Origin of the sequence: Pontibacter fetidus, from assembly GCF_010119545.1 — a bacterium.
GTDB classification, from domain to species: Bacteria; Bacteroidota; Bacteroidia; order Cytophagales; family Hymenobacteraceae; genus Pontibacter; species Pontibacter fetidus.
This window is the reverse complement of the sequence record NZ_JAAEAA010000017.1, coordinates 44,653-70,760: the sequence shown is the minus strand read 5'-3', so window position 1 is coordinate 70,760 and position 26,108 is coordinate 44,653. Positions and strand designations below refer to the sequence as shown.

The window sequence follows — 26,108 nt, the reverse complement described above, 5'->3', positions numbered from 1 at the left end:
TCTTTAGACTACCGAGAAGTAAGTTCGAAGGTAGCGAGCGCAGCTCTGAGAGGTAAGGGTGGTTTGACACAGCCAACTATAACACTATAGCCGCAGCCATTACAACACCTGTCTCTACTGGGCCAGTTGAGTCGGGAGACTCAACACCATAGTTAGTCACGAGCGTGGATGCTCAAGCCAGCAGCTGTGAAATCCTGTTAATCCAAATCAATCCTGTAAATCCTGATTCAGACAAATATTCACCCTCCCTTGTTTTTAGGGGAGGACCGGGGTGGGATAAATATTTTATTGTAAATTTGTGTAAACACGGCAAACTATGGCGGAAACCTATGCTTCAGATTTCGGAACGATCCTGCTTTTTATAGTAGGCGCTGCCATATTTGTGGTAATTGGCCTTCTTACAGCCAAGCTTATTCGCCCAAACCGCCCCAATGCCGAGAAGCTGACAACCTATGAATCGGGAGAAGAACCGATAGGTAATTCGTGGGTACAGTTTAACCCAAGGTTTTACGTAGTGGCGCTTATCTTCATTATTTTCGATGTGGAACTGGCGTTTTTATTTCCGTGGGCGACAGTGTTTGGGCGCAGAGACCTGATTGAAGCGACAGACGGTGTGTGGGGATGGTTCTCGCTCGTAGAGATGTTTATTTTTATCGGGATATTGGTGTTGGGCTTAGCGTACGCTTGGGCAAATGGCCACTTAGACTGGATAAAGCCTGCCCCGGTTATACCGAAGAGTCGCTCTAAAATACCTGCCGAACTATACCGGCGCGTAAACGAACGGAGGTACGGCCCGGATAATGCACCGGACAAAGGATAGTTTGACGAAGTACAAAAGAGCTATAGTTTATTTATTACTCAATCATCATTATAAATTACTGTGGATAAAACCGGAGAAGGCGGCATTGTAATTACCAAGCTGGACGACCTGCTGAACTGGGCGCGACTTACCTCGCTGTTCCCGATGGGGTTCGGACTGGCCTGCTGCGCTATCGAGATGATGGGTGCTTATGCTTCGGGTTACGACCTGGACCGTTTTGGCATTATACCGCGCGCTTCGCCAAGGCAGTCGGATGTGATGATTGTGGCTGGTACCGTTACTTTTAAAATGGCTGACCGTGTGCGCCGCCTGTACGAGCAAATGCCCGAGCCGCGCTACGTCATATCCATGGGGAGCTGCTCTAACTGCGGAGGCCCTTACTGGGAGCACGGCTACCACGTAGTAAAAGGCGTTGACAGAATTATACCTGTGGATGTGTACGTGCCCGGTTGTCCGCCCCGCCCCGAAGCGCTGATCGGCGGTTTCCTGAAACTACAGGAGATCATCCGCCAGGAAACGATACGCGAACCAAGAGCCGTGCAGCAACTTATGGCTAAACGAATGAGTGTATAATGAATAATGGTGAATGAGTAATGAATAGTATTATAGTAGATTCATTGATACCTCATTATTATTCATTAATCATTATTAATTAATAATTAAATGACCTTCAGGGAATTACGGGATTTTATAGTTGCGAAGTTTGGCGCTGAGGTTATAGTTGCTGAAAAGGCTGATAACCTGCAACCTTACCTGGTGCTGCAAACCGAGCGCCTTGCCGACGTATGCCTGGAGCTGCACGATAACGAGCTCACTTACTTCGATTATCTGTCGTGCCTGACGGGTATTGATAACGGCCCCGACGCCGGCACCATGGAAGTTGCTTACAACCTATACTCCATCCCGTACGACCATCACCTGATGCTGAAAGTGCAGGTAACGCGCAACTCCGAAAACGAAGCTATACCTGCCGTACCAACTATAAGCCACATCTGGCGCACCGCCGACTGGCACGAGCGTGAAGTGTTCGACCTGCTGGGCATTTACTTTACCAACCACCCCGACATGCGCCGCATTCTGTGCGCTGCCGATTGGGGAGGCCACCCGCTCCGAAAAGACTATAAACTACAGGACTACTACCACGGCATTAAAGTCCCCTACGACGACCACAACGAGAACAGCGGCTTCCGGGGCGAACCGGTTAAACTTACCCAGCAACCACCAGCAGCGCAATTTCCGGATAAGCGGGAGAAGCCGGAGTAGGTTATTGTCTGAATCAGGATTTTCAGGATTAGGTTAGATTTGCAGGATTAGGCTTTTACTATAGTTTAGGTTATAGTTTTCATAGTTGCCGTTGTCCAACCACCCCCAACCCCTCCTTGTCTAAGGCGGGGAGTTTTAATTACTTACTGAAGCTACTGCTGATTTCCTGTAGTATTGCTGAAAGGTTTCCAAACACATCTTTATTCTCAAAACGGAGCACTTTTATTCCTAAATCTTTTAAAGTGTTGTTCCGTTCATTATCGAAATGTTCTGCAATCGTATTGTTATGCACTTGCCCGTCAAGTTCAATTGCTAATCTTTCTGAAGGGCAGTAAAAGTCTAAAATATAATTTCCTATACTATGTTGCCTTCTAAACTTCCGAGCATGTAGTTTTCCATTTTTCAAATGTTTCCAAAGCTCCGCCTCAGCAGGAGTAAGGTTATTCCTAAGTTCTCTGCGGTAGTCTTTTAAATATTTCCTGTTATGCAAATCCATAATAGTAGTGTCTGCTAAAGAAACAAACTATACTAAACGCAAGAAAAATAAAGAGGGCAGCAAAAATTCCCCGCCTTAGACAAGGAGGGGTTAGGGGTGGTTGGACCACGGAAACTATAAAACAAAAAAGGCTACCAACCTGGCAGCCTTCCTGTCTTATCAGCAACTATAGTTTACTGCACGTTTTTAAAGAAGGTAGGCGAATTGCCGTAGAGCGGCGTGCTGCCATTCCATTTCTCGATAAACTGCTGTTGTATTAGCAACGGCGTGAGGGTACGCTGGCGCAGTTCGTTGGCTTTTGCTTCTGCTTCGGCTTCTACAATCTTTTTACGGGCCTGCGCTTCGGCCACTTTCAATTCGTTCTCTACCTGCATGGCCTGCTGCACGGCTTTGTTTTTCAGGTTTACGGCCTGCACAATTACTTCGGGATACTGCAAACCGCTGGTCATCTGCTCCAGGTCGAAGCCCTCTTTGCGCAAAGCATCGCCTAAAGCCTGCTGTACTTTATCTTCAAAACTCTGGCGGTTAGAAATGATGCTGTCTGTAGAGTATTTGTTGAACTGGATACGGAATGCGTCGCGGGTATAGTTGTAGAGCGTGGTTTCGGTTATCTGGCCTATCTCTTTGCGGTACTTGCTGAAAATGCGCGGGCTCTCGCCAGGCAGCACCCGGAACGATATAGTTGGGTCTACGGTAAAAACGGAGCCGTCTTTGGCATTAACGGTAAACGGGCTATAATCCACTGTCTGCACAAAAGTCGGGAACTGGTATACTTCTTCGGTGAAGGGGTTGTACCATACACGCCCTGTTACCAGGCTCACGTCCTGCACGCCTTTGTCGGTGCCGTATAGTTTAACCAGTATGCCTTCGTGACCGGCATCAATGCGGGTGCACGAGGTCATGGCGGTAACAGAAAATACAAGTATAAGTACGGCAGCTATGGCCCAGGTAACGATCTGGCGGTTCATTAAGCTTTAAATTTGGAAAGGGTAAAACGGATAACTATAAAATTAACAACTATAAGTAGTGCCAACAGCAACAACCCAACTATAACCGACGCATCAGATGGCTTCCGGATAAGCGCCACCACCTCGGTATAAGCAAAAATATCAGCGACGAGTAGTAAGCCGAGTAGTAGCAGGTATTGGGGTTTCATGGGGTAATTTGGGTGCTATTTAATGGTTAGTACATGATGAGGGTGAGGCTTAGTTGCTGCCTAAACTATGAACCTTGTTATGTGCTGTAACTTTAATCTGTTATGGCAATTGCTACTAGCATAAATAAGCCGATAAATGCGAATATTATAACCATTCCATACTTATCTAAGAAGTGGAATGATTCAGTTAATAAGTTATCAATTGAAACCTTAGCTAATTTTTCTGCTTTCAATCGTTCTTCTTTAACCCAGCTTTCATAGGTTTTATACTTGCTTTCCTGTTGCGTCTGGGGAGATTGTTGTATTGCAGTTGGTCTGTTATAAGAATCAAAGAGTTCATCATAAACCCTTCGTTTTTCTAAATCTATAAGTATGTTATAAGCTTCATTAACTTCTATAAACTTTTCATGAGCATTAGCACTACTGTTCTTATCTGGATGCCAAAATAGAACAGCCTGTCTGTATGCTTTTTTAACTCCTTCAGGTGATTCTGATCTACTTATGTTTAATATTCTGTAATAGTTTTTCATTATATCTATCTATAAAAAACTTGAGTAAACTCATGATATGAAGATGTATTTTGGATAGCATATTTCATTCTTGCAAAGTATTCAGTCCTCTTTTTAGCATAAGTTGCAAATGATGGGCCTTCAAGAAAAAGACGTATTAGGCTAAAAATAAAAATCATCATTGAAATACCACCAACTGCAATCATTGGATTACCATCTTTAAAAACGCCAAAGCAGAATAAGGCAAGAGCTAAAGAAATTACTATTGTCTTTAAAAGTCCGCTAAAATGTTGAGAAAAGGTTTCAAAATTGGGATCAATTTCAAAATCTCTGTTTTTAATAACCTCTCTTCGCAGTTCGTAATAGGCTTCTTCATTTATTCTTCCAGGCTGTTGAAATGAAGTTTTAGTATATTGTACTGTTGCCATGACTTTTTGTAAACTGTTTTAACTTTTATTTTTTAAAGATAACTCTTGCATAAAGAACGAATATACTATATATCCACAACAATATATAAATCAAATCCAACTATAACGTTGCTCCAAAACAAACCCCTGCATAATTCGCCCAATTTTCCGAACTTTGGCAATCATTAATCATTTCGCACTTGAGCCAGTCAACCATCTATAAAGAATACCTGCTGCAGTCGGAGCCGAACAAGTTTAGTTTGGATGGCCTGAAGGCGGGCGAGATGATCGTGAACATGGGTCCGCAGCACCCAAGCACGCACGGTGTTTTGCGCCTGGAGGTAATTACAGATGGCGAAGTGATACAGGAAGTGTCTCCGCACGTGGGTTACCTGCACCGCTGTTTTGAGAAGCACGCCGAAAGTATGGCCTACAACCAGACCATCCCCTACGTAGACCGCATGGACTACCTGGCTGCCATGAACTCGGAGCATGTGTGGTGCATGGGCGTTGAGAAGCTGATGGGCATTACCGACCAGATACCGAAGCGGGTAGAGTACATACGCGTGCTGGTGGCCGAACTTAACCGCCTTGCGTCGCACTTTGTAGCCATCGGCACTTATGCTATAGATATCGGGGCTTTTACACCGTTTCTGTGGCTGCTTCGCGACCGCGAGCATATTCAGCGTTTGCTGGAGTGGGTTTCGGGTGCGCGCATGCTGTACAACTATATCTGGGTAGGTGGTTTGTACTATGATTTGCCAATCGGGTTTGAAGAACGCTGCCGCGAGTTTATAAACTACCTGCTGCCCAAGCTGGATGAGTTGGATACCATACTTTTAGAGAACAAGATCTTTATAGACCGCACCGCCAACGTAGGCGTGTTGCCACTGGATGTAGCAATAAACTATGGCTGCTCCGGCCCGATGCTGCGCGGCTCCGGCCTGAAGCATGACCTGCGTCGTGTAGATGGCTATAGTGTGTACCCTGAGCTGGAATTTGAAGTACCAATTGGACAGGGCTTGGCTGGCACCACCGGCGATTGTTGGGACCGCAACTATGTACGTGCCTTGGAGTGCCGCGAATCTGCAAAAATTATAGTTCAGTGCTTAGATAGATTAACCGGCGACCATAAACGTACGCCTGATTTTGATCCGCAGGCCGCCTGTCCTAAAAAGCTGCGCATGGTTGGCTCGCAGGAACTATACTTCCGGGGCGAAACACCTCGCGGCGAACTGGGCTATTTCTTTAGAACTACCGATAAAAGCGACGTGCCATTCCGTTGCCATGGCCGAGCCCCAAGCTTCGTAAACCTGTCTGTGCTGCCCGAAATAAGCCGCGGCTGCATGGTCGCTGATTTGATAGCTATAGTTGGCTCCGTGGATATTGTACTGGGTGAAGTAGACCGGTAACTATAAAAACGATACCACTTCGGCCTAGATTTCCGTATGGCTATAGTTTCTGTAACTATAAACTCACAAAAACATCTATACTTTGAAGCTTACAAAATTAATTGCGGTGCACTTGTTTTGGATGAGTGTACTGGCAAGCCCGGTAGTGGCACAGGCGCAAGAAGCTCCCTCTAAAAACACAGCTCAAACCATACTTTTGGCAGACTCCGCTGCCGCTCCCGCTGATACAGTTTTCCCTGGCCAGAAGCAACCATTCACAGAAGCACAGCTAAAAGAGGGCAGCAACAAACGTTACCTCACACGGGCTGTTTTGCCTGCCGCCGCTTTAATTGGGGCCGGTATTTATACCATCCAGGACAATGGTTTTTTCAGTAGCCACGATGCACGCGATGCCAGGCACCAGTACACACCAAACTTCAGCACCAAAGTAGACGATTACCTGTTGTTATTGCCGGCAGCTTACATGTTTGGGTTTAATGCTTTCTCATCGCAAAACCGCCACGACATTCGCCGCCAGACAGGTTTATTGCTTGCTTCGGGGGTGCTTACTACCGCCATCGTGTTCCCAACTAAAAAGCTAACCAACATAGATAGGCCAAACGGCGAACCAACTGCTTTCCCGTCGGGCCACACGGCCTATGCCTTTACCATTGCTACTATAGTTGATAAAGAGTTCCGGCACAAAAGTCCCTGGGTAAGTGTAGGTAGTTATACCATTGCTAGTGCCACCGGCATAATGCGCGTGCTAAATAACGAACACTGGATGGCCGATGTGCTGGCTGGTGCCGGAGTTGGTATACTTTCGGCAAACGCCGTGTACTGGCTCCACGACAAGTTTTTTAAGGACAAAGGCTATAATAATGCTGTCATCTCACCAACGGTACTACCAAATGGTAAACCGGGCATGGGCATGTCGCTTACGTTTTAGTTGTCTGAACCGCAGATTGATAGGGATTTGTGGGATTGGAAAGAGATTGCAACAGCGCATGTAGATCATTTTACTTTCACTCCTTAAAACCGTAAAGTATAATTCTGCATAATACAGGAACTTTAGGGATTAACCAAAATCTAATTAATCCCAGAAATCTGCCTTAATCTGCGGTTCAGACAATTATCTTTACCAGATGCTATACTTCCGCTGCTTCCTGCTGTTTATACTTTGCCTGGCAACTATACCAACTATAGCGCAGGTGCGGGAAGTGTACGGCACTGTGCGCGACGCCGAAACTAACGAAAAACTGCCCTTTGTAAGTATAGCTGCCAACAACGGCGAGACCGGTACCAACACCAACCTCGAAGGGCAGTTCAGGCTTCGGCATACCAGGCCACTTACCAGTTTACGATTTAGTTATGTAGGTTACGCGCCACAGACCATCACCCCAGATTCTACGGGTAAGGTTGAGGTATACCTGCAACCATCGGCAGCGCAACTTCAGGAAGTTATAGTTAGAGCAGGCATAAACCCGGCGCACCGCATTATAGCACTGGCAACCCGTAACCGCGAACGCAACCGCCCTGAAAACCTGCCGGCCTACACCTATCGCACTTACAACAAATTTATACTTACCGCCACCGATCCGGGCAAGCGCCCCGGAAACCCAAACCAACCCCAAACCCGCGAAGACTCTGCTTACTATAAAATGCAGAAGTTGCTGGCAAAGCAGCACCTGTTTTTGATGGAAAGTGAAACGGAATTTGCCTACCTGAAACCAGACCGCACCAAAGAAACTATAGTTGCTACACGCGTATCGGGGTTGCAGCAGCCCAGTTTTGGAATAGTGGCCGCCGAAGCCCGCGATTTTTCGGTGTACACGGATATGCCGCTGTTTTTCGGGAAGAATTACCTGAGTCCGCTTAGCCCGGGCAGTGCCCGCAAGTATGATTTTACCCTGCAGGAAACCGTTGTAGCCGGCCCGGATTCGGTGTTCATCATCTCGTTTGCACCGCTGCAGGGCAAGAACTTTACCGGGCTTAAAGGGTTGCTTTATATTAACTCCGATGGCTGGGCCGTACAAAACATCATTGCCGAATCGGCCAGCGACGATAAGCGTGGCATAAAACTACAGCAGCAGTTCAGCAAAGTGCAGGGCCACTGGTTCCCCACCGAGCTCGACGTAGAAATAACCGTACAACAGATAGAACTGAAAGGCCACCAGCCCTACGGCCACATCCGCACCTACATCTCCGACATAAACCTGAACCCCGGGCTGAAGAAAAGTGATTTTGGGCCGGTAGCCCTGCTGCAAACCCCACTGGCCAACAAACAACCCGATTACATCTGGCAACAGCACCGCCCCGATACACTTGACGCTTTTGAGCAGCAAACGTACACCGTAATGGACAGCGTTGGTAAGGCCCAGAAACTAGACCGCACCATTCGGTTTATGGAGTACCTGTTTACCAAAAAATTACCCATAGGCCCTGTAAGTATAGACCTGAACCGTTTGCTGCACCTCAGCACTTTTGAGGGCTTACGGCTTGGCATTGGCGCGCATACCAATAACCAACTCCTGGACTGGTTTGCTATAGGCGGTTATTGGGCATACGGTTTTAAAGATGAGCAATCAAAATACGGGGCCGATGCTGCTTTTATACTTCACAAACCAACTAACCTGACACTGGAAGCCGCTTACTGGGAAGATGTGCTGGAACCCGGCGGCCGTCGGTTACCTTTCCGGCAAAAAACATTGCTTTCAGACCTGCGCCGGCCACTGCTGCCGTTTTTAGACTATACCACACACCAGCACGTAGCCTTATCCGGCAGATTTGGCAGGTATCTGCAACTGCACACCCAACTGCAACAGGAAGAGCGTAGGCCTACGTTATACTTCCAGGATGATCAGCCACAGGCTATTTATAAAATAGCGGAGGCAAGTGTAGGTTTGCGCTATGCTTACGGCGAGCAACTGATGCAGCAGTTTAACCAGACCATGCCCATGCCGGGCAACTACCCGGTACTGTGGCTGCAATATACGCGTGGCTTAAATGGCGTGCTGGATGGAAACTATAGTTATAATAAATTCGACTTTAGGGCAGAGGCCAGCTTGAAGCAACGCACCTTTGGCGAGACAAGCACCACCCTGGCAGCAGGCCTGGTGATCGGAAATACACCATTCGTAAACCTGTATAATGGCTACGGTAGCTACTCTGATAACTATGAAGTATATGCTGGCGAGGGCTTCGAAACAATGGCTCCTTATGAGTTTTTCTCTGATAGGTACGCGGCACTTTTCCTGCAACAAAACTTAGGCAGACGCCTGTTACGCACCAAACTCTTTAAACCGGATGTAGTGTTGGTAACCAACCTCGGCATCGGCGACCAGAAACAAACATTACCCGACTTTATAGTTCCGCAGGTTAAAACGATGCACAAAGGATTTTTTGAATCTGGTCTGATGCTTAACAACATCATTAGTTCTGCTTTCTCGGGCATTGGAGTTGGTGCTTTTTACCGCTACGGCGCTTATAGTTTACCCAAACACAAGGATAACCTGAAGTTTAAGCTAACCGCTACGATTGCGTTTTAATAGTATCCTCGTCCCGAAAGTTTTGGGGATATGAGTCACTTTTTGCCCTCGCTCGCGTCCCGCGAGTGTGAGCTACCTGTGGCGTCCCGCCACGTTAAAGCACTTTGTTGATGCATTATTTGTCTAACCCGTTACTCACATCTTTTTTAAAATTTAAAGCGGCCGGAGTCCACTCGCAACCCACACTCGCGGGACGCTAGCGAGAGCAAAAGATTAAGACAGAAGCCAATAACTTATACCCAACAACCACCAACAAAAACTATAGTATATTCAAGCATAACCTCAGCCAGCTGTTCCACATGAAAATACTCTCCGCAGCCCAGACACGCGAAGCCGATGCCGCAACGTTACAATATGAAGAGATAGACTCGCTGGAGCTGATGGAGCGCGCCGCGCTGGCCTTTGCATCCTGGTTCGAGAATAAGTTTACCCCACAGGAGCATGTGTATATCTTTTGCGGGCCCGGTAATAACGGTGGGGATGGCCTGGCAGTGGCCCGTATACTTTCGCAACGCCAGTATCATGTAAAAGTATACCTGGTTGGAGACAGCCAAAATACTTCTCAAGACCATAACGTAAACCTGCAACGCCTTCCCGATACTATTACTCGCCAAACACTACATTCCCCTACAGATTTTCCGCCACTCCACCCTGCCACCTGCGTTATTGATGCCCTTTTCGGAACCGGCTTAAACCGCCCGGTAACCGGCTTGTTTGCAGCACTTATCGATTACCTGAATAACAGCGGCTCCTGTATCACAAGTATTGATATGCCTTCCGGGCTTTACACCGATTCGCAAACACCTGCCGAAAGCGCTATAGTTAAAGCCAACTATACGGTTAGTTTTGAGCTGCCTAAGCTGGCCTTTTTCCTGCCGCAGCACGAGCAATTTGTAGGAGCATGGCATGTTGTACAGATTGGGCTGAGCCCGGCATTTATAGCTACAGCACCATCCGATTTCCATTTTGCTACTACCCAAGAGGCAAAGAAATTAGTTAAACCCCGCCGGAAATTCTCGCATAAAGGAACCTATGGCCATGCTTTGCTTTTGTGTGGCAGTTACGGTAAAATGGGTGCTGCTGTGCTTGCGGCGCGAAGCTGTTTACGCAGCGGTGTAGGTTTACTTACCATGCATGTACCCGAAGCCGGTTACACCATCCTCCAGACGGCCGTACCCGAGGCCATGACACACACAGACCGGCACCAGAAGTATTTATCTGAGCTGCCTGAGGGCCTCGAAAAGTATAGCGCAATTGGTTTAGGCCCCGGCATAGGCACTGATAAAATGACCAAAGCAGCATTGGCACAACTGCTAACCACCAGCACATCGCCTATAGTTATTGACGCCGATGCCATTAACATTATAGCCACCAGCGACAAGCTTAAAGCAGAACTGCCCAAACATAAGGTCATTTTTACGCCACACCCAAAAGAGTTTGAGCGGCTGGTAGGTAAAGCAAAAAACGACTACGACCGCCTGCAGGACATGAAAGAGTTTTGCCGTGAGTATAGTTGCTATATCTGCCTGAAAGGAGCTAACACGGCTATTTGCACCCCCGAAGGCACTATATACTTTAACACGACAGGTAATGCAGGCATGGCCACCGGCGGCACCGGCGATGTACTGACAGGTATACTTACGGCGCTGGTAGCACAAAACTATAGTTTAGAACAAGCCTGCTTGCTGGGAGTATTTGCACATGGCCTTGCCGGCGACCTGGCTTCACAAAAAGTAGGAGAAATTGGCATGATCGCTTCTGACCTGATCGATCATCTGCCGCAAGCTTTTATAGCGCTTACTACTGCTTAGCCTTTTGCCAGAAAAACCATCAGAGCATGCAGCAGCATGGCCCCGTCTGCCAGGAGTAAAAAATAAACCCGCGGCTTAAGCTCCGACGAGAACATTACTACCAGCGCTGCCCCGATCGTGCTTGCCAGCAACGCCATTTCTGTAGTACCTTTTTCTGAGATGATAACGATGATAGCATAGGCCAGCAGCAACCCCAGTGAGAGCAATTTGGTATAGTTTACCCCAATCAGGCCGGGTACGGTTAAGGTACGTGTATGCTTGTCGTAACTATAGTCCCGGATATCGAAGAGCAGGGCCAAAGCAAGTATAAACAGGAACCGACGCAGAAATAACTGTAAAGACTCACCAGACAGCACATCAGCCCCGGCATCTAGCAACGGAAACAACCCGGTAACCACCGCCCAGACATACGCTATCAAAAACACTTTTAGCAATGGCACCCTGCGCAGCGGCTTTACACTTTTGCGGCGATAAACGATAGGTATGGTATACCCTATGGAGATGATGGCCAAGTGCAGCACAAACCAGAAATTGAGTTGCAAGCCGTAGTAAAAGTAAACTATAGCTGCCAACCCGATACTGGCCAGCCCAAGTATAGCCATGCCTTTCCGGTGCCGGTGCCACCACGTTTGCTGGGTACTTTCCTGACTTTTACTGCCACGTAGCACCACGCTTTGTATGCTGCTCAGGTTATAGGTAAACAGCGTGGCCAGAAACACAAAAACCGCCATTGGCAGCGATACAGGCAACCCGGCCAGCAGGTACGTTTCTATAGTTAAGGCAAATGCACAGACAGAAATAAACACACTGCTATAAAGCAGATACACCAGCATTCTCCGGAACAGACCATTTTCAGGCTTACCGGTAATACTTCTTGTGTATGTATCTTGTTTGTTATAGTTCATCTGTCATTGCAAGTTCGCAACTCTTGGGCGCTTATCAAATCACATACGGGTATAAACAAAAAAGCCTGACACAGGAAATCCCACGCCAGGCTAAAACAGGAAAATAAATTCTTACAATACGTTTTCCTTCTCTTCTGTAAACGTAACGTTATACAGATCTATGCTATCCTGAATGATCTTATAAGCTGCTTCACGACCCAGGAACTGCTCTACAATCACTTCTTTCATTTCCAGCTTCTTATAGTCTTCAAAGAAACGGCGTACTTCTAAAAGCGTATGCGGCGGCAACTCAGAGATATCGTTGATGTGACGTACCGACATATCGTTGTTCGCAACAGCTATAATCTTGTCATCTTCTTCGTTGTTATCAATCATCTGCATTACGCCAATCACTTTTGCATCAATCAGGCACATTGGCTGCACATCCACAGAGCAGATCACCAGGATATCCAATGGGTCTTTGTCGTCGCAGTAAGTTTTAGGTATAAAGCCATAGTTGGCCGGGTAATGTATTGACGAGAAAAGTACACGGTCCAGTTTCAGCATGCCGCTTTCCTTGTCCAGTTCATACTTCGCCTTCGATCCTTTTGGTATTTCAATAATGGCACTTACTACTCCTGGTGCTTCCTCTCCGTAGCTTACGCTATGCCATGGGTTGTTTTTGTCTAACTTATTCATAAATATAAATGTACTTTGTAGCCCTCCTTTTGAGCGCTGTTATTTCATGTATTCTTGTAATGCTTTGCCTACGCTTCCGGTTGGCTCCTGTATATGTAACCAGCTGGCCAGTGTTGGCGCAATGTCTGTTATGTTTACGTAGGTGGTGCTTTGCCCGGGTTTAACTTTCCAGCCATACCAAACCATCGGTACATGCGTGTCGTGTCTCGAGTACGAGCCGTGAGCGGTTCCTTTTGGCCCGTGCATTTGCCAGTTTGCTTCCAGCTGCACGATCACATCGCCTGAACGACGGGCATTATACCCGTTTTCTGCTAACTGCATTTGCCCGTGGCTCCAACTGGTACGTTGCAACGCCTCAGCGGTTATAGTAGTAGCTACGCCTTTTATAGTGCTTAAGTAGTTGGCAACATCCTGCTGCACGTCCTGCAAGTTTAGTTTTTTCTCAGCTATCAGTTTTCTGTTTAGGTATACCTGCTGGTTGGTATACTTTTCCATCCATTTGCCTTGCCCATAGTTTCGGGCCATATATGCCTTTACAGAATCACCTAATACGTTATAGTTTATAGCTCCTGCGGTTACCCGTTCTTCCAGCATGTACGCATTTACGTTAGCTACTCCATGGTCTGCTGTCAGGAAAACCAACAGATTATCTTTCCCAACTGTGTTTTCCAATTCTTTCAGTAACTCAGCAATTTCGCGGTCCAGCCTGATGTAGGTATCTTCTGTTTCAATTGCATTTGGTCCGAAGTCGTGGCCTATGTAATCTGTAGATGAAAAACTAACTGACAGGAAATCTGTCGCTTCGCCTTTGCCTAATTGCTCAGCCTGTAACGCTTTTAAGGCTATGTCTTTGGTTAAGGTGTTACCGAAAGGTGTATAACGCAGTAGTTCATAGTCTGTACTTCTGATTGCGGCCAGATCGTAAGGGAAAACCGGCTCGGTTTTTCCGGGTAGGCCTTCCTCATAAGGCATGTTATCCGCAGTACTATTGTTATACTGCGCAATCGGCAATAAGGTATTCCAGGTTTGGCTCAGGTATTTATCAGCCAGTTTCTGCTGGTTAAACGCAACAACCCACTGCGGCAACTCATTTCTGTAAAACGTACTGGTAATAAAGTTACCCGACTCCGAATCGAACCAGTAAGCACCATCGGCCATATACCCACCCGGCAACACAGCTCCTCTGTCTTTCAGCGCCACAGCTATAACTTTAGACCTTTTGTTAGTTGCCAGCTTTAGTTGATCCGTTATAGTTGTAGACAGTAAGTTTTTAGGAGACATTTCACCGGCTTTTGAGGTGCTGCCTACTGTTTTTACCGTTTTGTCCTCTACGCAATACATGGTTTTCCCTGTCTCCCGGTCAAACCAGCTGTTTGCAATTATGCCGTTTACTGATGGTACGCTGCCTGTATAAATGCTTGCATGGCCTGGTGCAGTATAAGTTGGCACATAACTATAGTTGGCATTCTCGAAACTATAGCCTTTCTGCAGCAGCTTCTTAAATCCATCGTTGCCATATTTGTCCCAGTAACGGTACAAAAAGTCGTAGCGCATTTGGTCCACCACTATACCTACCACCAATTTGGGGCGGTCTATAGTTGTAGCATTACTCTTCTGACTGATGGTACCTGTATTGGTTGCACACGCTGTGAGCAGCAACATACCTACAAGTATAATTTTGGCGCTTATAGTTCTCATTGTCCCTTCTGTGTTTGCGTTAAAGTTACAACACACATTCTGGTTTTCAGCCCGTTGCTACTGTTAAAGTTTAAACCTTAACATATATTTAATGCTGGCTGGTATTGGTACAAAATAACAACGCCCACCTTAGAGATGGGCGCTGCTTTATCGGTATTTCTTTCTTCGTTATTTTGAAGCAAGGGCCTCTGCACCACCCACGATCTCGAGAATCTCCTTCGTGATGGCCGCCTGGCGCGTCCTGTTGTAGGTAAGTTTCAACTCCTTCAGCAATTCACCGGCGTTTTCAGTTGCCTTATCCATGGCTGTCATACGGGCACCATGCTCCGATGCATTTGACTCCAGCACAGCTTTGTACACCTGTATCTTCAACGATTTAGGTATCAACTCCTGGATGATCTCTTCTTTAGAAGGCTCGAAAGTATAATCCGGAATTAAAGTAGCGGCTTTGCTATCATCTACAGGCTGCTCTTCAATTGGCAGGAACTGCTCCGTACGCACAACCTGTGTGGCTACGTTCTTAAATTCGTTGTAAATAAGATCAACCTGATCAAACTCACCTGCCACAAAACCATCCATGGCACGCTCAGCGGCAGCACGAACTGTATCAAACGATAGGTTAGAGAAAACAGTGTTAAACTCACCTATCACGTTAAAGTTACGCTTGGTAAATGCTTCAAATCCTTTCTTACCTATAGTTAAAAAGGTAACATTACCGGCTTCCAGCTGACGGCTATACTTGGTAGTTGCCAGTGAATTTGCAGCTTTAATAATGTTAGAGTTAAATGCACCAGCCAACCCGCGGTCAGACGTTACAGTAATAATCAGCACTCTGTTAACTTCACGTTTCTGAGAGTACTTGTTTTCTACTGAACCTTCTGTAAGCGAAGACAGGTTAGTCAGGATCCCGCTTAAACGTTGCGCGTAAGGGCGCATGCGCATAATATTGTCCTGTGCACGTCTTAGCTTGGCAGCTGCCACCATTTTCATGGCTTTTGTTATCTGCTGTGTCGACGATACGGATGTAATGCGGTTTCTAACCTCTTTTAAACTTGCCATATAGTTTTTGTTATGAGCAAAAGTTAAAGGCTAAGAGAACAATCCTCTTAACCTTTAACGCATAACTTAAAAATTACTTCTTGTATTTAGCTGAAAGCTCTTTTGCAACCTGACGCATTACGCCTGTTGTCGAGTCATCCAGTTTACCAGCTAACAGTGCGTTCAGTGTATCCTGGTGCTGTGCACGCATGGTACGCAGGTAGTCTTTCTCAAAAGTTCTTACTTCTGATACCGGAACATCATCCAGAAGACCGTTAGTAGCCGCGAAAATGATAGCTACCTGCTCTGCTACAGATACCGGAGAGAACTGTGGCTGCTTCAGGATTTCCAGGTTACGACGACCACGCTCAATTGTAAGCTTAGTAGCAGCATCAAGGTCAGAACCGAATTTAGCAAACGCTTCCAATTCACGGAACTGCGCCTGGTCAAGCTTCAGTGTACCAGATACTTTCTTCATCGCTTTGATCTGAGCGTTACCACCCACACGAGATACCGAAATACCTACGTTGATCGCCGGACGGATACCTGAGTTGAAAAGGTTCGTCTCAAGGAAGATCTGACCATCTGTAATAGAGATTACGTTAGTCGGGATATAAGCAGAAACGTCACCAGCCTGTGTCTCGATAATTGGAAGAGCAGTTAAAGAACCACCACCTTTCACCATATGACGGATAGACTCTGGTAAGTCGTTCATGTTACGAGCGATCTCGTCAGATGCGTTTACTTTAGCAGCACGCTCTAATAAACGAGAGTGCAGATAGAATACGTCACCTGGGTAAGCTTCACGCCCTGGAGGTCTTCTCAGTAGCAGAGACACTTCGCGGTACGCTACTGCTTGCTTAGAAAGGTCATCATAAACAACCAGTGCAGGACGACCAGTATCGCGGAAGAATTCACCGATAGCAGCACCTGTAAACGGAGCAAAGAACTGCATTGGAGCTGGGTCAGAAGCAGAAGCCGAAACTACTACTGTGTAATCCATGGCACCACCTTCAGTAAGGGCTTTTACAACCTGTGCTACTGTTGATGCTTTCTGACCAACTGCCACATAGATACAGAATACAGGCTGTCCTTTTTCGAAGAACTCGCGCTGGTTCAGGATAGTATCGATCGCAACAGCTGATTTACCAGTCTGACGGTCACCGATGATAAGCTCACGCTGACCACGGCCGATCGGAATCATTGAGTCGATCGCTTTAATACCAGTCTGCATTGGCTCGTTTACCGGCTGGCGATAGATAACACCAGGCGCTTTACGCTCCAATGGCATTTCGTATAAATCACCCGCTATTGGTCCACGACCATCTATAGGCTGACCCAGTGTGTTAACCACACGGCCAATAATGCCATCACCAACTTTAACTGAAGCGATGCGGTTTGTTCTTCTTACTGTTGCGCCTTCTTTGATCTCGCTGTAATCGCCAAGCATTACGGCACCAACATTGTCTTCTTCCAGGTTCAGAACAAGCGCCTGAAGTCCGTTCTCAAACTCTAAAAGCTCACCAGACTGTGCTCTGGAAAGGCCATAGATACGAGCGACACCGTCACCCACTTGCAGTACTGTACCTACCTCTTCCAGTTCTGCCTCAGAACGGAAGTTTGATAGCTGCTCTCTTAGTATGGCTGATACTTCGTCAGGTCTTACTTCTGCCATGATTATAGTTTATTAATATAGGAATTGTCTTTAAAATTATTTTTAAGCTTGCGAAGGCTATACTTCACAGAGCTATCGATCTGCTTATCGCCTACTTTCAGCACAAAGCCGCCAATCAGGCTCGGATCGATCATTTCTTCTAACTGTATCGTTTTACCGGTTTCGTTGGCAAGTTTTTCGCCTATCTGCTGACGCAATGCTGCCGAAAGTGGCGCAGCTGATGTTATGCTGGCACGCTGTATACCTTTCTTCAGGTTATACTGCTTCTCAAACTCAGTAGCAATAAACTCCAGCAACGACTCACGGTTTTTGCGCGCTACAATGTTGTAAAAAGCTAGTGTCATTTCGTTCACTTTGCCTTTGAACACACCATTGATTACCGCCAGTTTTTTATCTGACTTAACGATAGGGTTGCGTAGCAGCATCTGAAAGCCTCTGTTCTGGGAAACCACGCTTGTGAACAGCTTCATGTCTTCATGCACCTGCTCTAAAACTCCTTTTTCCTCAGCCAGCTCAATCAGCGACTTCGCGTATCTGGAAGCAACTCTTAATTCTGACATAGTGCTTTTTATAAAGTATGGCAGCTGCTTTGGGCAACGCCAACAGTTTTAAGTTTAGTTAAGCGTTACTTCGCGGATATAATCCTGGGCCAGGGCCTGCTGCGCCTGTGGATCGCTCAGCTCTTTTCTCAGGATGCGCTCAGCGATATCAACTGAAAGGGCCGCAGCCATATTCTTCACTTCAGTAAGAGCAGCAAGTTTCTCGTTCTCGATAGCTTCGCGGGCCTGTGCAATTAAGCGAGAACCTTCTTCGTTTGCTTTGTTTCTTGCATTCTCTACAAGAGCGTTACCTGCATCAGAAGCTTCTTTCAGGATCTTGTCGCGCTCCATACGTGCTTCAGCCAACAGTTTCTCGTTTTCTGCTTTTAAGCCTTGCATTTCAAGCTTTGCTTTTTCTGCTGCGCTCAAAGCGTTTTCGATAGAAGTCTCACGCTCGCGAAGTGCGCTCATGATTGGCTTCCAAGCGAATTTGGTAAGCAGGAAAAGAACGATAAGAAACGTTACTAACTGCCAGAAAATTAGACCGAAATTGGGGGTTACTAATTCCATTGTTTATGAAAGTTGACTATTTAGTTTTTTGTTTGCCCGCTGCATTTGCAACTATGGCTCTTTAACTATTTTACTACTTAAATCTCATCGTCCGGACCATGCGTCCGGACGTGAGATCTGCAAAAGCTATTACTAGCCTTTGAAAGAGATTAGCAGACAAACTACCACACCGAAAAGTGCAACACCTTCGATAAGAGCAGCTGCAATAATCATAGCAGTCTGGATTTTACCACCAGCTTCTGGCTGACGCGCGATAGATTCCATAGCAGAGCCACCGATTCTACCGATACCTAAACCAGCGCCAAGGGCAACCAGACCAGCACCGATACCGGCACCCATGATAGCTAAACCATAATCGGTCGCAACTTGAAGCAACATTGCTAATAACATAATTGTAGTTATATATAGTTAAAAAAAGAATTCAGATTAATGACCGCCGTCGCCATGTCCCATATCATCCACATGGTCGTGCTCTTCTACAGCACCGCCAAAGTACATGGCAGAAAGCAACGTAAAGATATAAGCCTGTAACAGCGCCACGAAAAGCTCCAGGAAGTTCATGAAAGTAGCAAACGCCACGCTCAACGGACCAACTGCTATACTTTCAAAAATAAAGATCAAGCTGAACAGGGATAGAATGATGATGTGACCTGCTGTAATGTTAGCAAAAAGTCGAACCATCAGGGAAAAAGGCTTTGTAAAGATACCGATCAATTCAACCGGGATCATGATAGGAGCAAGCCATTTCGGAACACCAGGCGTAGCGAAGATGTGCCCCCAGTAGCTTTTATTACCGCTAAACACCGTAATCAACAATGTAAGCGTAGCCAGCACAAGCGTTACCGCAATGTTACCGGTTAAGTTAGCACCGCCCGGCATTAAGCCCAGCAGGTTGTTAAACCAGATAAAGAAGAAGATTGTCAGCAGGTATGGCATGTAGCGCTCATACTTCGGGCCGATGTTCGCTTTCGCTATTTCATCACGGATAAAGATGATGATTGGCTCGAAGAACGACTGCATACCTCTTGGCGCTTTGCCAGCGTTTTTCTTGTAGCTACCTGCAATAGAGAAGAACACAAAGAACAACAGCGCAACACTGATAAACATTGAAGCCACGTTCTTGGTGATAGAGAAATCCATCAAACCTGCCTTATCTTCTGATGGCTCACCTGCAGCATTTGCTCTGTAAATGTGGCCGTGCTCCATTACGTACCCGTTGTAAGGCACAAGCTCGTGGTGCTCGTTATAGAAATTACTGGATGAGAATACAACAGGCTTACCATTATCTATCAGGATAACTGGCAGATACAGCACGGCGCCATCAGCAAAATGCCATGTATAATCATCTGCGATGTGATGCGTGATCATATCGCCAGGCTTAAACTCGCCGCCTTCTGAAGATGCAGCCTGAGCCGTGATCGTTAAGAAGGAAAACAGTAAAATAAATAACTTCTTCATTAAGAGATAGTTAGAAGCAACAGTTGTAAAGGAACAATTTATACTTCGTTTTGCTTTTTCAATTGCGGTGCGAAGTTAGCCAACAAACTGTAAATTTCAAACCCGGTAAATAGAAAATATAACACAAAGAAGTTAAGCACGAACTGTAACTCGTTCTCCGAGAACAGGAACACATATATAAATATAAGGGCAATGCTCAGGATCATCCGGAAACCCATTGACCCGAAATAGTAGAGCTGAAAGTTATCGGCATCGTAGCTTACACCCAGCCTGGATACATAAAAGGTAAGTGCAGTAACTATAACCATAAACCCGAACAACCACCATACATGCGTGTGCACTAACTGGTTACCAAAATAAAACTGTAACGCACCTATCAGTAATCCGATAATCAACGAATACAGCGCAAGCTTTTTTAAGAAATCCACAAGCAGTTATTTTTTATTTAATGAAAGTATAACCAATACCATAGAGGCTACCACCGCAATTACCAGCAACCCGATCGTAAACCACGGGTTTTGAGTCGCAAAATGTTCGTCCAGTTTCATACCGCCCCAGGCAGCCAGCACCATCACCGCGATCATTTGAAAGGCCAAACCGGAATATTTCATGTATGGCTTTATGCCACCATCTTTCTTTTCGTTATCGGGAGTAGTTGCCATACCTATAGTTTAATGCAAAATTACGCCTTTTTTTGTTGTAATGTGCTGTAACTGATAAATAAGCAGACAGTTTTGACTTTTTATACACCGGGTATGCCGCCTGAAACCTAAACCTTTCCGTTATAGTTCATTACTCAACCTGCCGCAACTGTTCCTTATATTATATAATAGTGTATTTTTGTAGGAGATGCCTTGGCTAAACCAGTTTGCAGCAGGTGCGTAAGCGGCTTTGATGCGTGCATACTTATACTTTAAAAGCCGGTTGCAACGTTATTTTTTATACTTAGCCCGAATAATCCCTGCATCACAAATCAACTTGAAGCAAAAAGCAACATACCTTCTTCTCCTGTTCATTGCGCTGCTGGCTGGTGCCTGTTCTGTAGAGCGCACCAATCCGCTAAGCAAAACCTACCATAACACTACGGCAAGGTACAATGGCTACTTTCTGGCCCGCGAAAAACTGCGTGCTGTAGAAGAAGCCCTGCAGGCCCAAATGCAGTACGATTACAACCAGGCTATTCCCATTTACCCAACTATAGATTCTACTACTGCCAAAGCTGCTGCCGCCGACCTGGAAGATATTGTAAAGAAAGCGTCCTTTCCGATTCAGTACCACAAAAACAGCAAATGGATTGACGACAGTTACATTCTGATAGGCCGCGCCCGTTATTACCAGCTTGATTTTGCAGATGCCGCCCGCACTTTTAAATATGCCAACACGATAAGCAAAGATAAAGATGCGCGCCACGAAGCATTGGTATGGCTAATGCGCACTTATTTGCAGATGGAGGAAGAAGACAATGCGAACCAGGTATCGGAGCTGTTGCGCCGCGAACGGCTGAATAAGGACAATGCCCGTGAACTATACCTGGCACGCGCGCAATACCACCGCATGCTTGGCGATACGGCTAAGGTGATCGAAAACCTGGCCTTGTCTATCCCTAACTTTGAGCAGAAAGATGCGCAGTCGCGGGTACGGTTTGCGCTGGCACAACTATACCAGGCCACCGGCCAGGACAAAGAGGCTTATAAACAGTACAGCAAAATTTTAAAACGCAACCCACCTTACGACCTTGGTTTTTTCAGCAGGTTATACATTGGCCAGGTTTCGGAGTTGAGCGATGAGCAGGACCAGGAGCGTATTGCCGGCTTTTACGAGAAAATGCTGAAAGACGAAAAGAACAAGGAGTACAAAAATAAGATCCTGTACGAGATGGCCCAGTTTGAGCTACGTAAAGGAAACTTTGAGAAAGCCCTTACTTTTCTGCAACAGTCTATAAAAGAGCAGGGAAGTTTGCCTAACCAGGATGCCTATAGTTACTTGTCGGCCGGTAAAATATATTTTGAGCATTTGGGCAAGTATAACATGGCACAGGCTTACTACGACAGCGCTGTACAGGTTTACCCTAAAACTGCTCCTGAATACGATGCTGTAGTTGAACGCCGCGATGTACTAACTTCATTTGCCACGCAGTATAACACCATCCAGACACAAGACAGTTTGCAGCGCATTGCACGCATGAGCGAACCGGAACGAATGGCTTTTCTGCAGCAACTGGTAGAGCGCCAGGAAGAAGAAAGACAGCAACTTTTAGCAAAACAACAGCAACAAGAGCAAACTCAGAAAGAAAAACGCCGCTCTGGTATAAACACCGATAACGCGGTGGCCTTTAACCCAACCACCAACAGTGCCGGTGTCTGGTATTTCGATAACCCGGCAGCTATGGCAACTGCTCGCTCCGAATTTATACGCCGCTGGGGCGACAGGCCTTTACAGGATTTCTGGCGCTACAGGAGCCGTGGCGAGAGCGGCGGACAACAGGTAGCACAGCAACCCACTCAGACTATAGCCGCACCAGATTCAACTATAAGTCCGGAAGCAAGAGCCCAGGCGCAGGTACAAACTTATCTGCAGGATGTTCCACTGACTACAGCTGCCATGCAACGATCAGAGAAAATGGTAGAGGAGGCCTTATTTACACTGGGTAACATTTATAACCAAAACCTGAAAAACACAGAGAAGGCAACCGAGACGTACGAGCAGTTGCTGCAGCGCTTCCCTAAAACCGAACATGCCGCCGAAACTTACTATGCGCTATACTTAATTTATAACAAAGCGGGCAACGAAGCACAGAAACAGGTTTATTATAATAAGATAAAACAGCAATTCCCGAATTCAGCGTTTGCGCAGTTGGTAGACGATACTGATTTTACGAACAAAAATGCAGTTGAAAACCTGAAGGCACATGCCCTTTACGACTCTGCCTATACTTATTACGAAGAAGCCAACTATAAAATGGCCCAACAGATCGTAAACCAATTGGTAAGCCAATACCCGCATAGCGACATCCAGGACAAAACCGCTTACCTGGAAATTATGATCACGGCCCGCACCAAAGAGCCGAAGGTATTACGCGAGCAGTTAGTGAAGTTCCAAAAGGATTACCCAACCAGTACCTTACAAGCTAATGCCGGCAAGCTGCTGGAAACCTATAGTTCGCTGGAGCAAAAAAACCAGTTGCGCAAAGAGGCACCGCCTGAACTAAACGCCAAACCCAAAGCAGTTACTTCATCGGCCACACCCGAAGAGAAAGTTAGCACAGTAATTGCACCTACAGCAACGGCGCAACCAACTATAAACACGGCCAAGCCGGATACTACTAAAGCAACTACAGCCGATACCACAACTATAGCAACGCAAACTATAGCAACACCCACTATAACGCCTGATACCACTAACCTGCCCGATTCGGCAACAGTGGCAGCCAGCTTACCGGCACCAGACCCGATGGCCTATAGTTCGGAGCCGGATAGTGCGTATTATTTTGTGTTGATTTACCCGACAGGGCATGAGGCTTTTAAAGATCTGGCGCCAAAATATGAGAAATTTAACAAGAGCCAGTTTGGCCGCGAGAAACTAACTATAACTGAGCAGCCTTTTACAGTTGGTAAAACCATGTTGCTGGTGCGCCCTATACAGGATGTAAAGATTGCAAAGTCTTATAACATAAAACAAAAAGGCCCGCAGGCACCGGTTGGTAGAATTAGAGGCGTAGAATTCACTACCTTTGTAATATCTTCTGCCAACTATCAGAAATTCATGCAGAAGAAGGATGTGGAAGCATACCAGACTTTCTTCAAAAACAATTATTAAAGTACATGACTACGCGTCAAAAGACACCTATTGAACCACAGAAAACGGTTTTCCCTAAAGTTGTAACCACCCTTTGGCTGCTATTTGGAGGCGGCTTTGTGGCTTTTATACTTTACGTGTATGCAGTAAGCGCCAACTTCCTGAACCTTTTTGGTGAGTTGCCCAACCTGCGCACCCTCGAAAACCCTAAGAGCGAACTGGCATCAGAACTATATTCTGCCGATAATAAACTGCTGGGCAAATATTTCCGGGAGAACCGCTCGCCTGTAGATTACGAAGATCTTCCTGAAAACCTGATACAGGCGCTTACCGCAACAGAAGACGTGCGCTTCGAAAAACACTCTGGTATTGACGCCGAAGCAATGGCCCGCGTCGGTTTCTCACTTTTAACCGGCCAAAACAAAGGGGGTGGCAGTACGCTTACACAGCAGGTGGCCAAAAACCTTTTTAACACGCGTGGCGATGAACTGAATAATGGCTTACTGAACGACGTGCCAGGCCTGCGCATGCTCATCCTGAAAACAAAGGAATGGATAATGGCTATAAAGCTGGAGCGTAACTATACCAAGCGCGAGATCATGACCATGTACCTGAACACCGTGGATTTCGGGTCGAATGCCTTTGGTATAAAAGTAGCTGCCAAAACTTTTTTTAATAAAGCTCCGCACGATTTAAAGTTAGAGGAATCGGCTGTGTTGGTTGGTTTGCTGAAAGCCCCTACCTACTATAGCCCTAAATTTAACCCTGAAAACTCGATGCGCCGCCGCAATGTGGTGTTATCACAAATGGTGAAATATGATTTCCTGACGGAGGAAGAATATAACCAGGTAAAAGATAAAAAGATTGCCCTTGATTACCGTGTAGAGAACCAGAACATTGGCCTGGCGCCATACTTCCGTACCGAAGCCAGCAAGTTTCTGCTGAAGTGGTGCCGCGAAAATGGCTACGACCTTTATGCCGATGGCTTGAAGATCTACACAACTATAGATTCCCGTATGCAGGAATATGCTGAGCAGGCCATGGAAAAACACATGGAGGGGCAGCAGAAACTATTTTTCGACCACTGGAAAAACCGCAATCCCTGGACAGACCGTAACGGAAAGGAAATTAAAGGTTTTGCCGAGCAAGCTATTAAGCGCACCAGCCGTTACCAGAAACTTTACGACCGCTTTGACGGCGACGAGGATTCGATCAATTACTACCTGAACAAAAAAGTACCGATGACCATTTTTACCTGGAACGGTGAAAAGCAGGTAGAAATGAGCCCGATGGACTCCCTCAAATACTATAAACACTTTCTGCAGGCAGGCTTTATGGCCATGGAACCTCAAACCGGTCATATAAAGGCTTGGGTAGGCGGCATCAACTATAAGCACTTTAAGTACGACCACGTAAACCAAGGCGCGCGCCAGCCGGGTTCTACGTTTAAGCCGTTCTTATACACGACTGCCATCGAAAACGGCTATTACCCATGCTACGAGGTGATTGATACCAAAGTGTGTATTCCGTTACCGGATGGCAACATGTGGTGTCCTAACAACGCGGATAATAAATATTCGGGACAGAAGTTCACCTTACGTAAGGCGCTGGCTGAGTCTGTTAATTCTATCTCTGCTTTCCTGGTTAACAAACTGGGTGCCGAAACACTTGTTAAGACAGCAAAGCGCATGGGTATCTCTACCCCACTGGACCCTACACCATCTCTTGCACTTGGTACCAGCGATGTTACTTTATTTGATATGGTAGGTGCTTATGGCACGTTTGTGAACGGCGGCACCTGGGTAGAACCTAACTATATTACCAGAATTGAAGATAAGCATGGTAACGTTTTGAAAGTATTTGCCCCGAAAACAGTAGAGGCCCTGAGCGAGGAAACTGCTTATATGATGATCCATATGCTGAAGGCTGCTGCTGAACCGGGTGGTACTGCTTACTATGGTTTGCGCCACCGCAATGGGCTGAAGAACGAGATAGCTGCTAAGACCGGTACTACTCAGAACCAGTCTGATGGCTGGTTTATGGGACTTACGCCAGATTTGGTTACAGGTACCTGGGTTGGTGGCGAAGACCGCTCTATCCACTTCCGATCAATTGCGTTGGGGCAGGGTAACAAAACAGCTATGCCAATTTATGGTGCTTTTATGCAGAAAGTGTATGCTGATAAATCTTTAGACGTTTCAAAGCAGCCTTTCCCTAAACCTTTAACGCCTTTATCTGTAGAATTAGACTGCGCCAGGTATAACAGCGGTGGTATCCCGATCGATTCGGCTCAACAGGATGAGTTCCTGCAGATACCTACTGAGATTAACCTGGACGCGGAGGAGATCTAA

At 46.4% G+C, this 26,108-nt stretch carries 25 protein-coding genes; 9 read left to right on the top strand and 16 right to left on the bottom strand.

Features of this window, described 5'->3' with window-relative positions; all coding sequences use genetic code 11:
- Positions 1-316: 316 nt before the first annotated feature.
- The 3 genes from GWO68_RS13490 to GWO68_RS13480 all read left to right on the top strand — a co-directional run bounded on the left by GWO68_RS13490 (position 317) and on the right by GWO68_RS13480 (position 2,083).
- Positions 317-820, top strand: a complete 504-nt coding sequence (locus GWO68_RS13490; protein WP_162346983.1) for an NADH-quinone oxidoreductase subunit A — start codon at positions 317-319, stop codon at positions 818-820.
- A gap of 54 nt (positions 821-874) precedes the next feature.
- Positions 875-1,393, top strand: a complete 519-nt coding sequence (gene nuoB / locus GWO68_RS13485; protein ID WP_162347014.1) for an NADH-quinone oxidoreductase subunit NuoB — start codon at positions 875-877, stop codon at positions 1,391-1,393.
- Positions 1,394-1,483: 90 nt separating this feature from the next.
- Positions 1,484-2,083, top strand: a complete 600-nt coding sequence (locus tag GWO68_RS13480) for an NADH-quinone oxidoreductase subunit C (protein WP_162346982.1) — start codon at positions 1,484-1,486, stop codon at positions 2,081-2,083.
- A 139-nt stretch (positions 2,084-2,222) separates the two neighbouring features.
- Here the strand turns inward: GWO68_RS13480 and GWO68_RS13475 are convergent, their stop codons facing one another.
- From GWO68_RS13475 to GWO68_RS13455, 5 genes are all read right to left on the bottom strand, one after another.
- Positions 2,223-2,579: an endonuclease domain-containing protein gene (locus GWO68_RS13475; RefSeq protein ID WP_162346981.1), complete on the bottom strand. Its 357-nt coding sequence runs from the start codon at positions 2,577-2,579 to the stop codon at positions 2,223-2,225.
- Between the two features lie 173 nt (positions 2,580-2,752).
- Positions 2,753-3,547, bottom strand: a complete 795-nt coding sequence (locus tag GWO68_RS13470; protein WP_162346980.1) for an SPFH domain-containing protein — start codon at positions 3,545-3,547, stop codon at positions 2,753-2,755.
- On the bottom strand, positions 3,547-3,735 hold the full coding sequence (locus GWO68_RS13465) for a hypothetical protein (protein ID WP_162346979.1): 189 nt from the start codon (positions 3,733-3,735) through the stop codon (positions 3,547-3,549). The genes GWO68_RS13470 and GWO68_RS13465 overlap by 1 nt, the downstream gene beginning before the upstream one ends.
- Positions 3,736-3,827: 92 nt before the next feature.
- The gene (locus GWO68_RS13460; protein WP_162346978.1) at positions 3,828-4,265 is read right to left on the bottom strand and encodes a J domain-containing protein; all 438 of its coding nucleotides are present in this window, start codon (positions 4,263-4,265) and stop codon (positions 3,828-3,830) included.
- A 5-nt stretch (positions 4,266-4,270) separates the two neighbouring features.
- Complete coding sequence (locus tag GWO68_RS13455) at positions 4,271-4,672, bottom strand: hypothetical protein (protein WP_162346977.1); 402 nt, start codon at positions 4,670-4,672, stop codon at positions 4,271-4,273.
- A 179-nt stretch (positions 4,673-4,851) separates the two neighbouring features.
- Here GWO68_RS13455 and GWO68_RS13450 point away from each other — a divergent pair, with 179 nt between their 5' ends.
- The 4 genes from GWO68_RS13450 (at position 4,852) to GWO68_RS13435 (ending at position 11,401) form a co-directional block, all read left to right on the top strand.
- On the top strand, positions 4,852-6,063 hold the full coding sequence (locus tag GWO68_RS13450) for an NADH-quinone oxidoreductase subunit D (RefSeq protein WP_162346976.1): 1,212 nt from the start codon (positions 4,852-4,854) through the stop codon (positions 6,061-6,063).
- Positions 6,064-6,145: 82 nt separating this feature from the next.
- Positions 6,146-6,991, top strand: a complete 846-nt coding sequence (locus GWO68_RS13445) for a phosphatase PAP2 family protein (RefSeq protein WP_162346975.1) — start codon at positions 6,146-6,148, stop codon at positions 6,989-6,991.
- 196 nt (positions 6,992-7,187) lie between these two features.
- Entirely contained in the window at positions 7,188-9,590 is a 2,403-nt protein-coding gene (locus GWO68_RS13440) for a DUF5686 and carboxypeptidase-like regulatory domain-containing protein (RefSeq protein WP_162346974.1), read from the top strand.
- Positions 9,591-9,889: 299 nt separating this feature from the next.
- Positions 9,890-11,401: an NAD(P)H-hydrate dehydratase gene (locus tag GWO68_RS13435; RefSeq protein WP_162346973.1), complete on the top strand. Its 1,512-nt coding sequence runs from the start codon at positions 9,890-9,892 to the stop codon at positions 11,399-11,401.
- Here GWO68_RS13435 and GWO68_RS13430 read toward each other — a convergent pair.
- The 11 genes from GWO68_RS13430 to GWO68_RS13380 all read right to left on the bottom strand — a co-directional run bounded on the left by GWO68_RS13430 (position 11,398) and on the right by GWO68_RS13380 (position 20,624).
- Entirely contained in the window at positions 11,398-12,306 is a 909-nt protein-coding gene (locus tag GWO68_RS13430) for a UbiA prenyltransferase family protein (RefSeq protein WP_235942064.1), read from the bottom strand. The two genes, GWO68_RS13435 and GWO68_RS13430, sit on opposite strands and share 4 nt — an antisense overlap.
- A 111-nt stretch (positions 12,307-12,417) precedes the next feature.
- Positions 12,418-12,984 (bottom strand): inorganic diphosphatase, encoded by a 567-nt coding sequence (locus GWO68_RS13425; protein WP_162346972.1) that lies wholly within the window; start codon positions 12,982-12,984, stop codon positions 12,418-12,420.
- A 39-nt stretch (positions 12,985-13,023) separates the two neighbouring features.
- The gene (pafA, locus tag GWO68_RS13420; protein WP_202923758.1) at positions 13,024-14,682 is read right to left on the bottom strand and encodes an alkaline phosphatase PafA; all 1,659 of its coding nucleotides are present in this window, start codon (positions 14,680-14,682) and stop codon (positions 13,024-13,026) included.
- 168 nt (positions 14,683-14,850) lie between these two features.
- Positions 14,851-15,741 carry an ATP synthase F1 subunit gamma gene (gene atpG / locus GWO68_RS13415; protein ID WP_162346971.1) on the bottom strand — a complete coding sequence of 297 codons (891 nt, stop codon included), beginning with the start codon at positions 15,739-15,741 and terminating at the stop codon, positions 14,851-14,853.
- A 73-nt stretch (positions 15,742-15,814) separates the two neighbouring features.
- Positions 15,815-17,395 (bottom strand): F0F1 ATP synthase subunit alpha, encoded by a 1,581-nt coding sequence (gene atpA, locus GWO68_RS13410; protein WP_162346970.1) that lies wholly within the window; start codon positions 17,393-17,395, stop codon positions 15,815-15,817.
- Positions 17,396-17,397: 2 nt separating this feature from the next.
- Positions 17,398-17,955 carry an ATP synthase F1 subunit delta gene (gene atpH, locus GWO68_RS13405; RefSeq protein WP_162346969.1) on the bottom strand — a complete coding sequence of 186 codons (558 nt, stop codon included), beginning with the start codon at positions 17,953-17,955 and terminating at the stop codon, positions 17,398-17,400.
- 54 nt (positions 17,956-18,009) lie between these two features.
- Complete coding sequence (locus GWO68_RS13400; RefSeq protein WP_162346968.1) at positions 18,010-18,504, bottom strand: F0F1 ATP synthase subunit B; 495 nt, start codon at positions 18,502-18,504, stop codon at positions 18,010-18,012.
- 132 nt (positions 18,505-18,636) lie between these two features.
- Positions 18,637-18,894, bottom strand: coding sequence for an ATP synthase F0 subunit C (gene atpE, locus GWO68_RS13395; RefSeq protein WP_162346967.1), 258 nt, complete (start codon positions 18,892-18,894; stop codon positions 18,637-18,639).
- A 36-nt stretch (positions 18,895-18,930) separates the two neighbouring features.
- Positions 18,931-19,962 carry a F0F1 ATP synthase subunit A gene (atpB, locus tag GWO68_RS13390; RefSeq protein WP_162346966.1) on the bottom strand — a complete coding sequence of 344 codons (1,032 nt, stop codon included), beginning with the start codon at positions 19,960-19,962 and terminating at the stop codon, positions 18,931-18,933.
- 38 nt (positions 19,963-20,000) lie between these two features.
- A complete protein-coding gene (locus GWO68_RS13385; protein ID WP_162346965.1) occupies positions 20,001-20,390 on the bottom strand; it encodes a hypothetical protein in 390 nt (129 codons plus the stop codon).
- A gap of 6 nt (positions 20,391-20,396) precedes the next feature.
- Positions 20,397-20,624 (bottom strand): AtpZ/AtpI family protein, encoded by a 228-nt coding sequence (locus tag GWO68_RS13380; protein WP_162346964.1) that lies wholly within the window; start codon positions 20,622-20,624, stop codon positions 20,397-20,399.
- 316 nt (positions 20,625-20,940) lie between these two features.
- On the opposite strand from GWO68_RS13380, the gene porW reads away from it, so the two are divergent.
- Together porW and GWO68_RS13370 are read left to right on the top strand one after the other, a co-directional pair.
- On the top strand, positions 20,941-23,778 hold the full coding sequence (gene porW / locus GWO68_RS13375; RefSeq protein ID WP_162346963.1) for a type IX secretion system periplasmic lipoprotein PorW/SprE: 2,838 nt from the start codon (positions 20,941-20,943) through the stop codon (positions 23,776-23,778).
- A 5-nt stretch (positions 23,779-23,783) separates the two neighbouring features.
- On the top strand, positions 23,784-26,108 hold the full coding sequence (locus tag GWO68_RS13370; RefSeq protein WP_162346962.1) for a penicillin-binding protein 1A: 2,325 nt from the start codon (positions 23,784-23,786) through the stop codon (positions 26,106-26,108).

What these genes read in the sequence shown, in the direction of transcription:
- GWO68_RS13490 (WP_162346983.1), top strand. Translation starts at nt 317, where the DNA reads ATGGCGGAAACCTATGCTTCAGATTTCGGAACGATCCTGCTTTTTATA.
- GWO68_RS13480 (WP_162346982.1), top strand. Translation starts at nt 1,484, where the DNA reads ATGACCTTCAGGGAATTACGGGATTTTATAGTTGCGAAGTTTGGCGCT.
- GWO68_RS13475 (WP_162346981.1), bottom strand. Translation starts at nt 2,579, where the DNA reads ATGGATTTGCATAACAGGAAATATTTAAAAGACTACCGCAGAGAACTT.
- GWO68_RS13470 (WP_162346980.1), bottom strand. Translation starts at nt 3,547, where the DNA reads ATGAACCGCCAGATCGTTACCTGGGCCATAGCTGCCGTACTTATACTT.
- GWO68_RS13465 (WP_162346979.1), bottom strand. Translation starts at nt 3,735, where the DNA reads ATGAAACCCCAATACCTGCTACTACTCGGCTTACTACTCGTCGCTGAT.
- GWO68_RS13460 (WP_162346978.1), bottom strand. Translation starts at nt 4,265, where the DNA reads ATGAAAAACTATTACAGAATATTAAACATAAGTAGATCAGAATCACCT.
- GWO68_RS13455 (WP_162346977.1), bottom strand. Translation starts at nt 4,672, where the DNA reads ATGGCAACAGTACAATATACTAAAACTTCATTTCAACAGCCTGGAAGA.
- GWO68_RS13440 (WP_162346974.1), top strand. Translation starts at nt 7,188, where the DNA reads ATGCTATACTTCCGCTGCTTCCTGCTGTTTATACTTTGCCTGGCAACT.
- GWO68_RS13435 (WP_162346973.1), top strand. Translation starts at nt 9,890, where the DNA reads ATGAAAATACTCTCCGCAGCCCAGACACGCGAAGCCGATGCCGCAACG.
- GWO68_RS13430 (WP_235942064.1), bottom strand. Translation starts at nt 12,306, where the DNA reads ATGAACTATAACAAACAAGATACATACACAAGAAGTATTACCGGTAAG.
- GWO68_RS13425 (WP_162346972.1), bottom strand. Translation starts at nt 12,984, where the DNA reads ATGAATAAGTTAGACAAAAACAACCCATGGCATAGCGTAAGCTACGGA.
- pafA (WP_202923758.1), bottom strand. Translation starts at nt 14,682, where the DNA reads ATGAGAACTATAAGCGCCAAAATTATACTTGTAGGTATGTTGCTGCTC.
- atpG (WP_162346971.1), bottom strand. Translation starts at nt 15,741, where the DNA reads ATGGCAAGTTTAAAAGAGGTTAGAAACCGCATTACATCCGTATCGTCG.
- atpA (WP_162346970.1), bottom strand. Translation starts at nt 17,395, where the DNA reads ATGGCAGAAGTAAGACCTGACGAAGTATCAGCCATACTAAGAGAGCAG.
- atpH (WP_162346969.1), bottom strand. Translation starts at nt 17,955, where the DNA reads ATGTCAGAATTAAGAGTTGCTTCCAGATACGCGAAGTCGCTGATTGAG.
- GWO68_RS13400 (WP_162346968.1), bottom strand. Translation starts at nt 18,504, where the DNA reads ATGGAATTAGTAACCCCCAATTTCGGTCTAATTTTCTGGCAGTTAGTA.
- atpE (WP_162346967.1), bottom strand. Translation starts at nt 18,894, where the DNA reads ATGTTATTAGCAATGTTGCTTCAAGTTGCGACCGATTATGGTTTAGCT.
- atpB (WP_162346966.1), bottom strand. Translation starts at nt 19,962, where the DNA reads ATGAAGAAGTTATTTATTTTACTGTTTTCCTTCTTAACGATCACGGCT.
- GWO68_RS13380 (WP_162346964.1), bottom strand. Translation starts at nt 20,624, where the DNA reads ATGGCAACTACTCCCGATAACGAAAAGAAAGATGGTGGCATAAAGCCA.
- GWO68_RS13370 (WP_162346962.1), top strand. Translation starts at nt 23,784, where the DNA reads ATGACTACGCGTCAAAAGACACCTATTGAACCACAGAAAACGGTTTTC.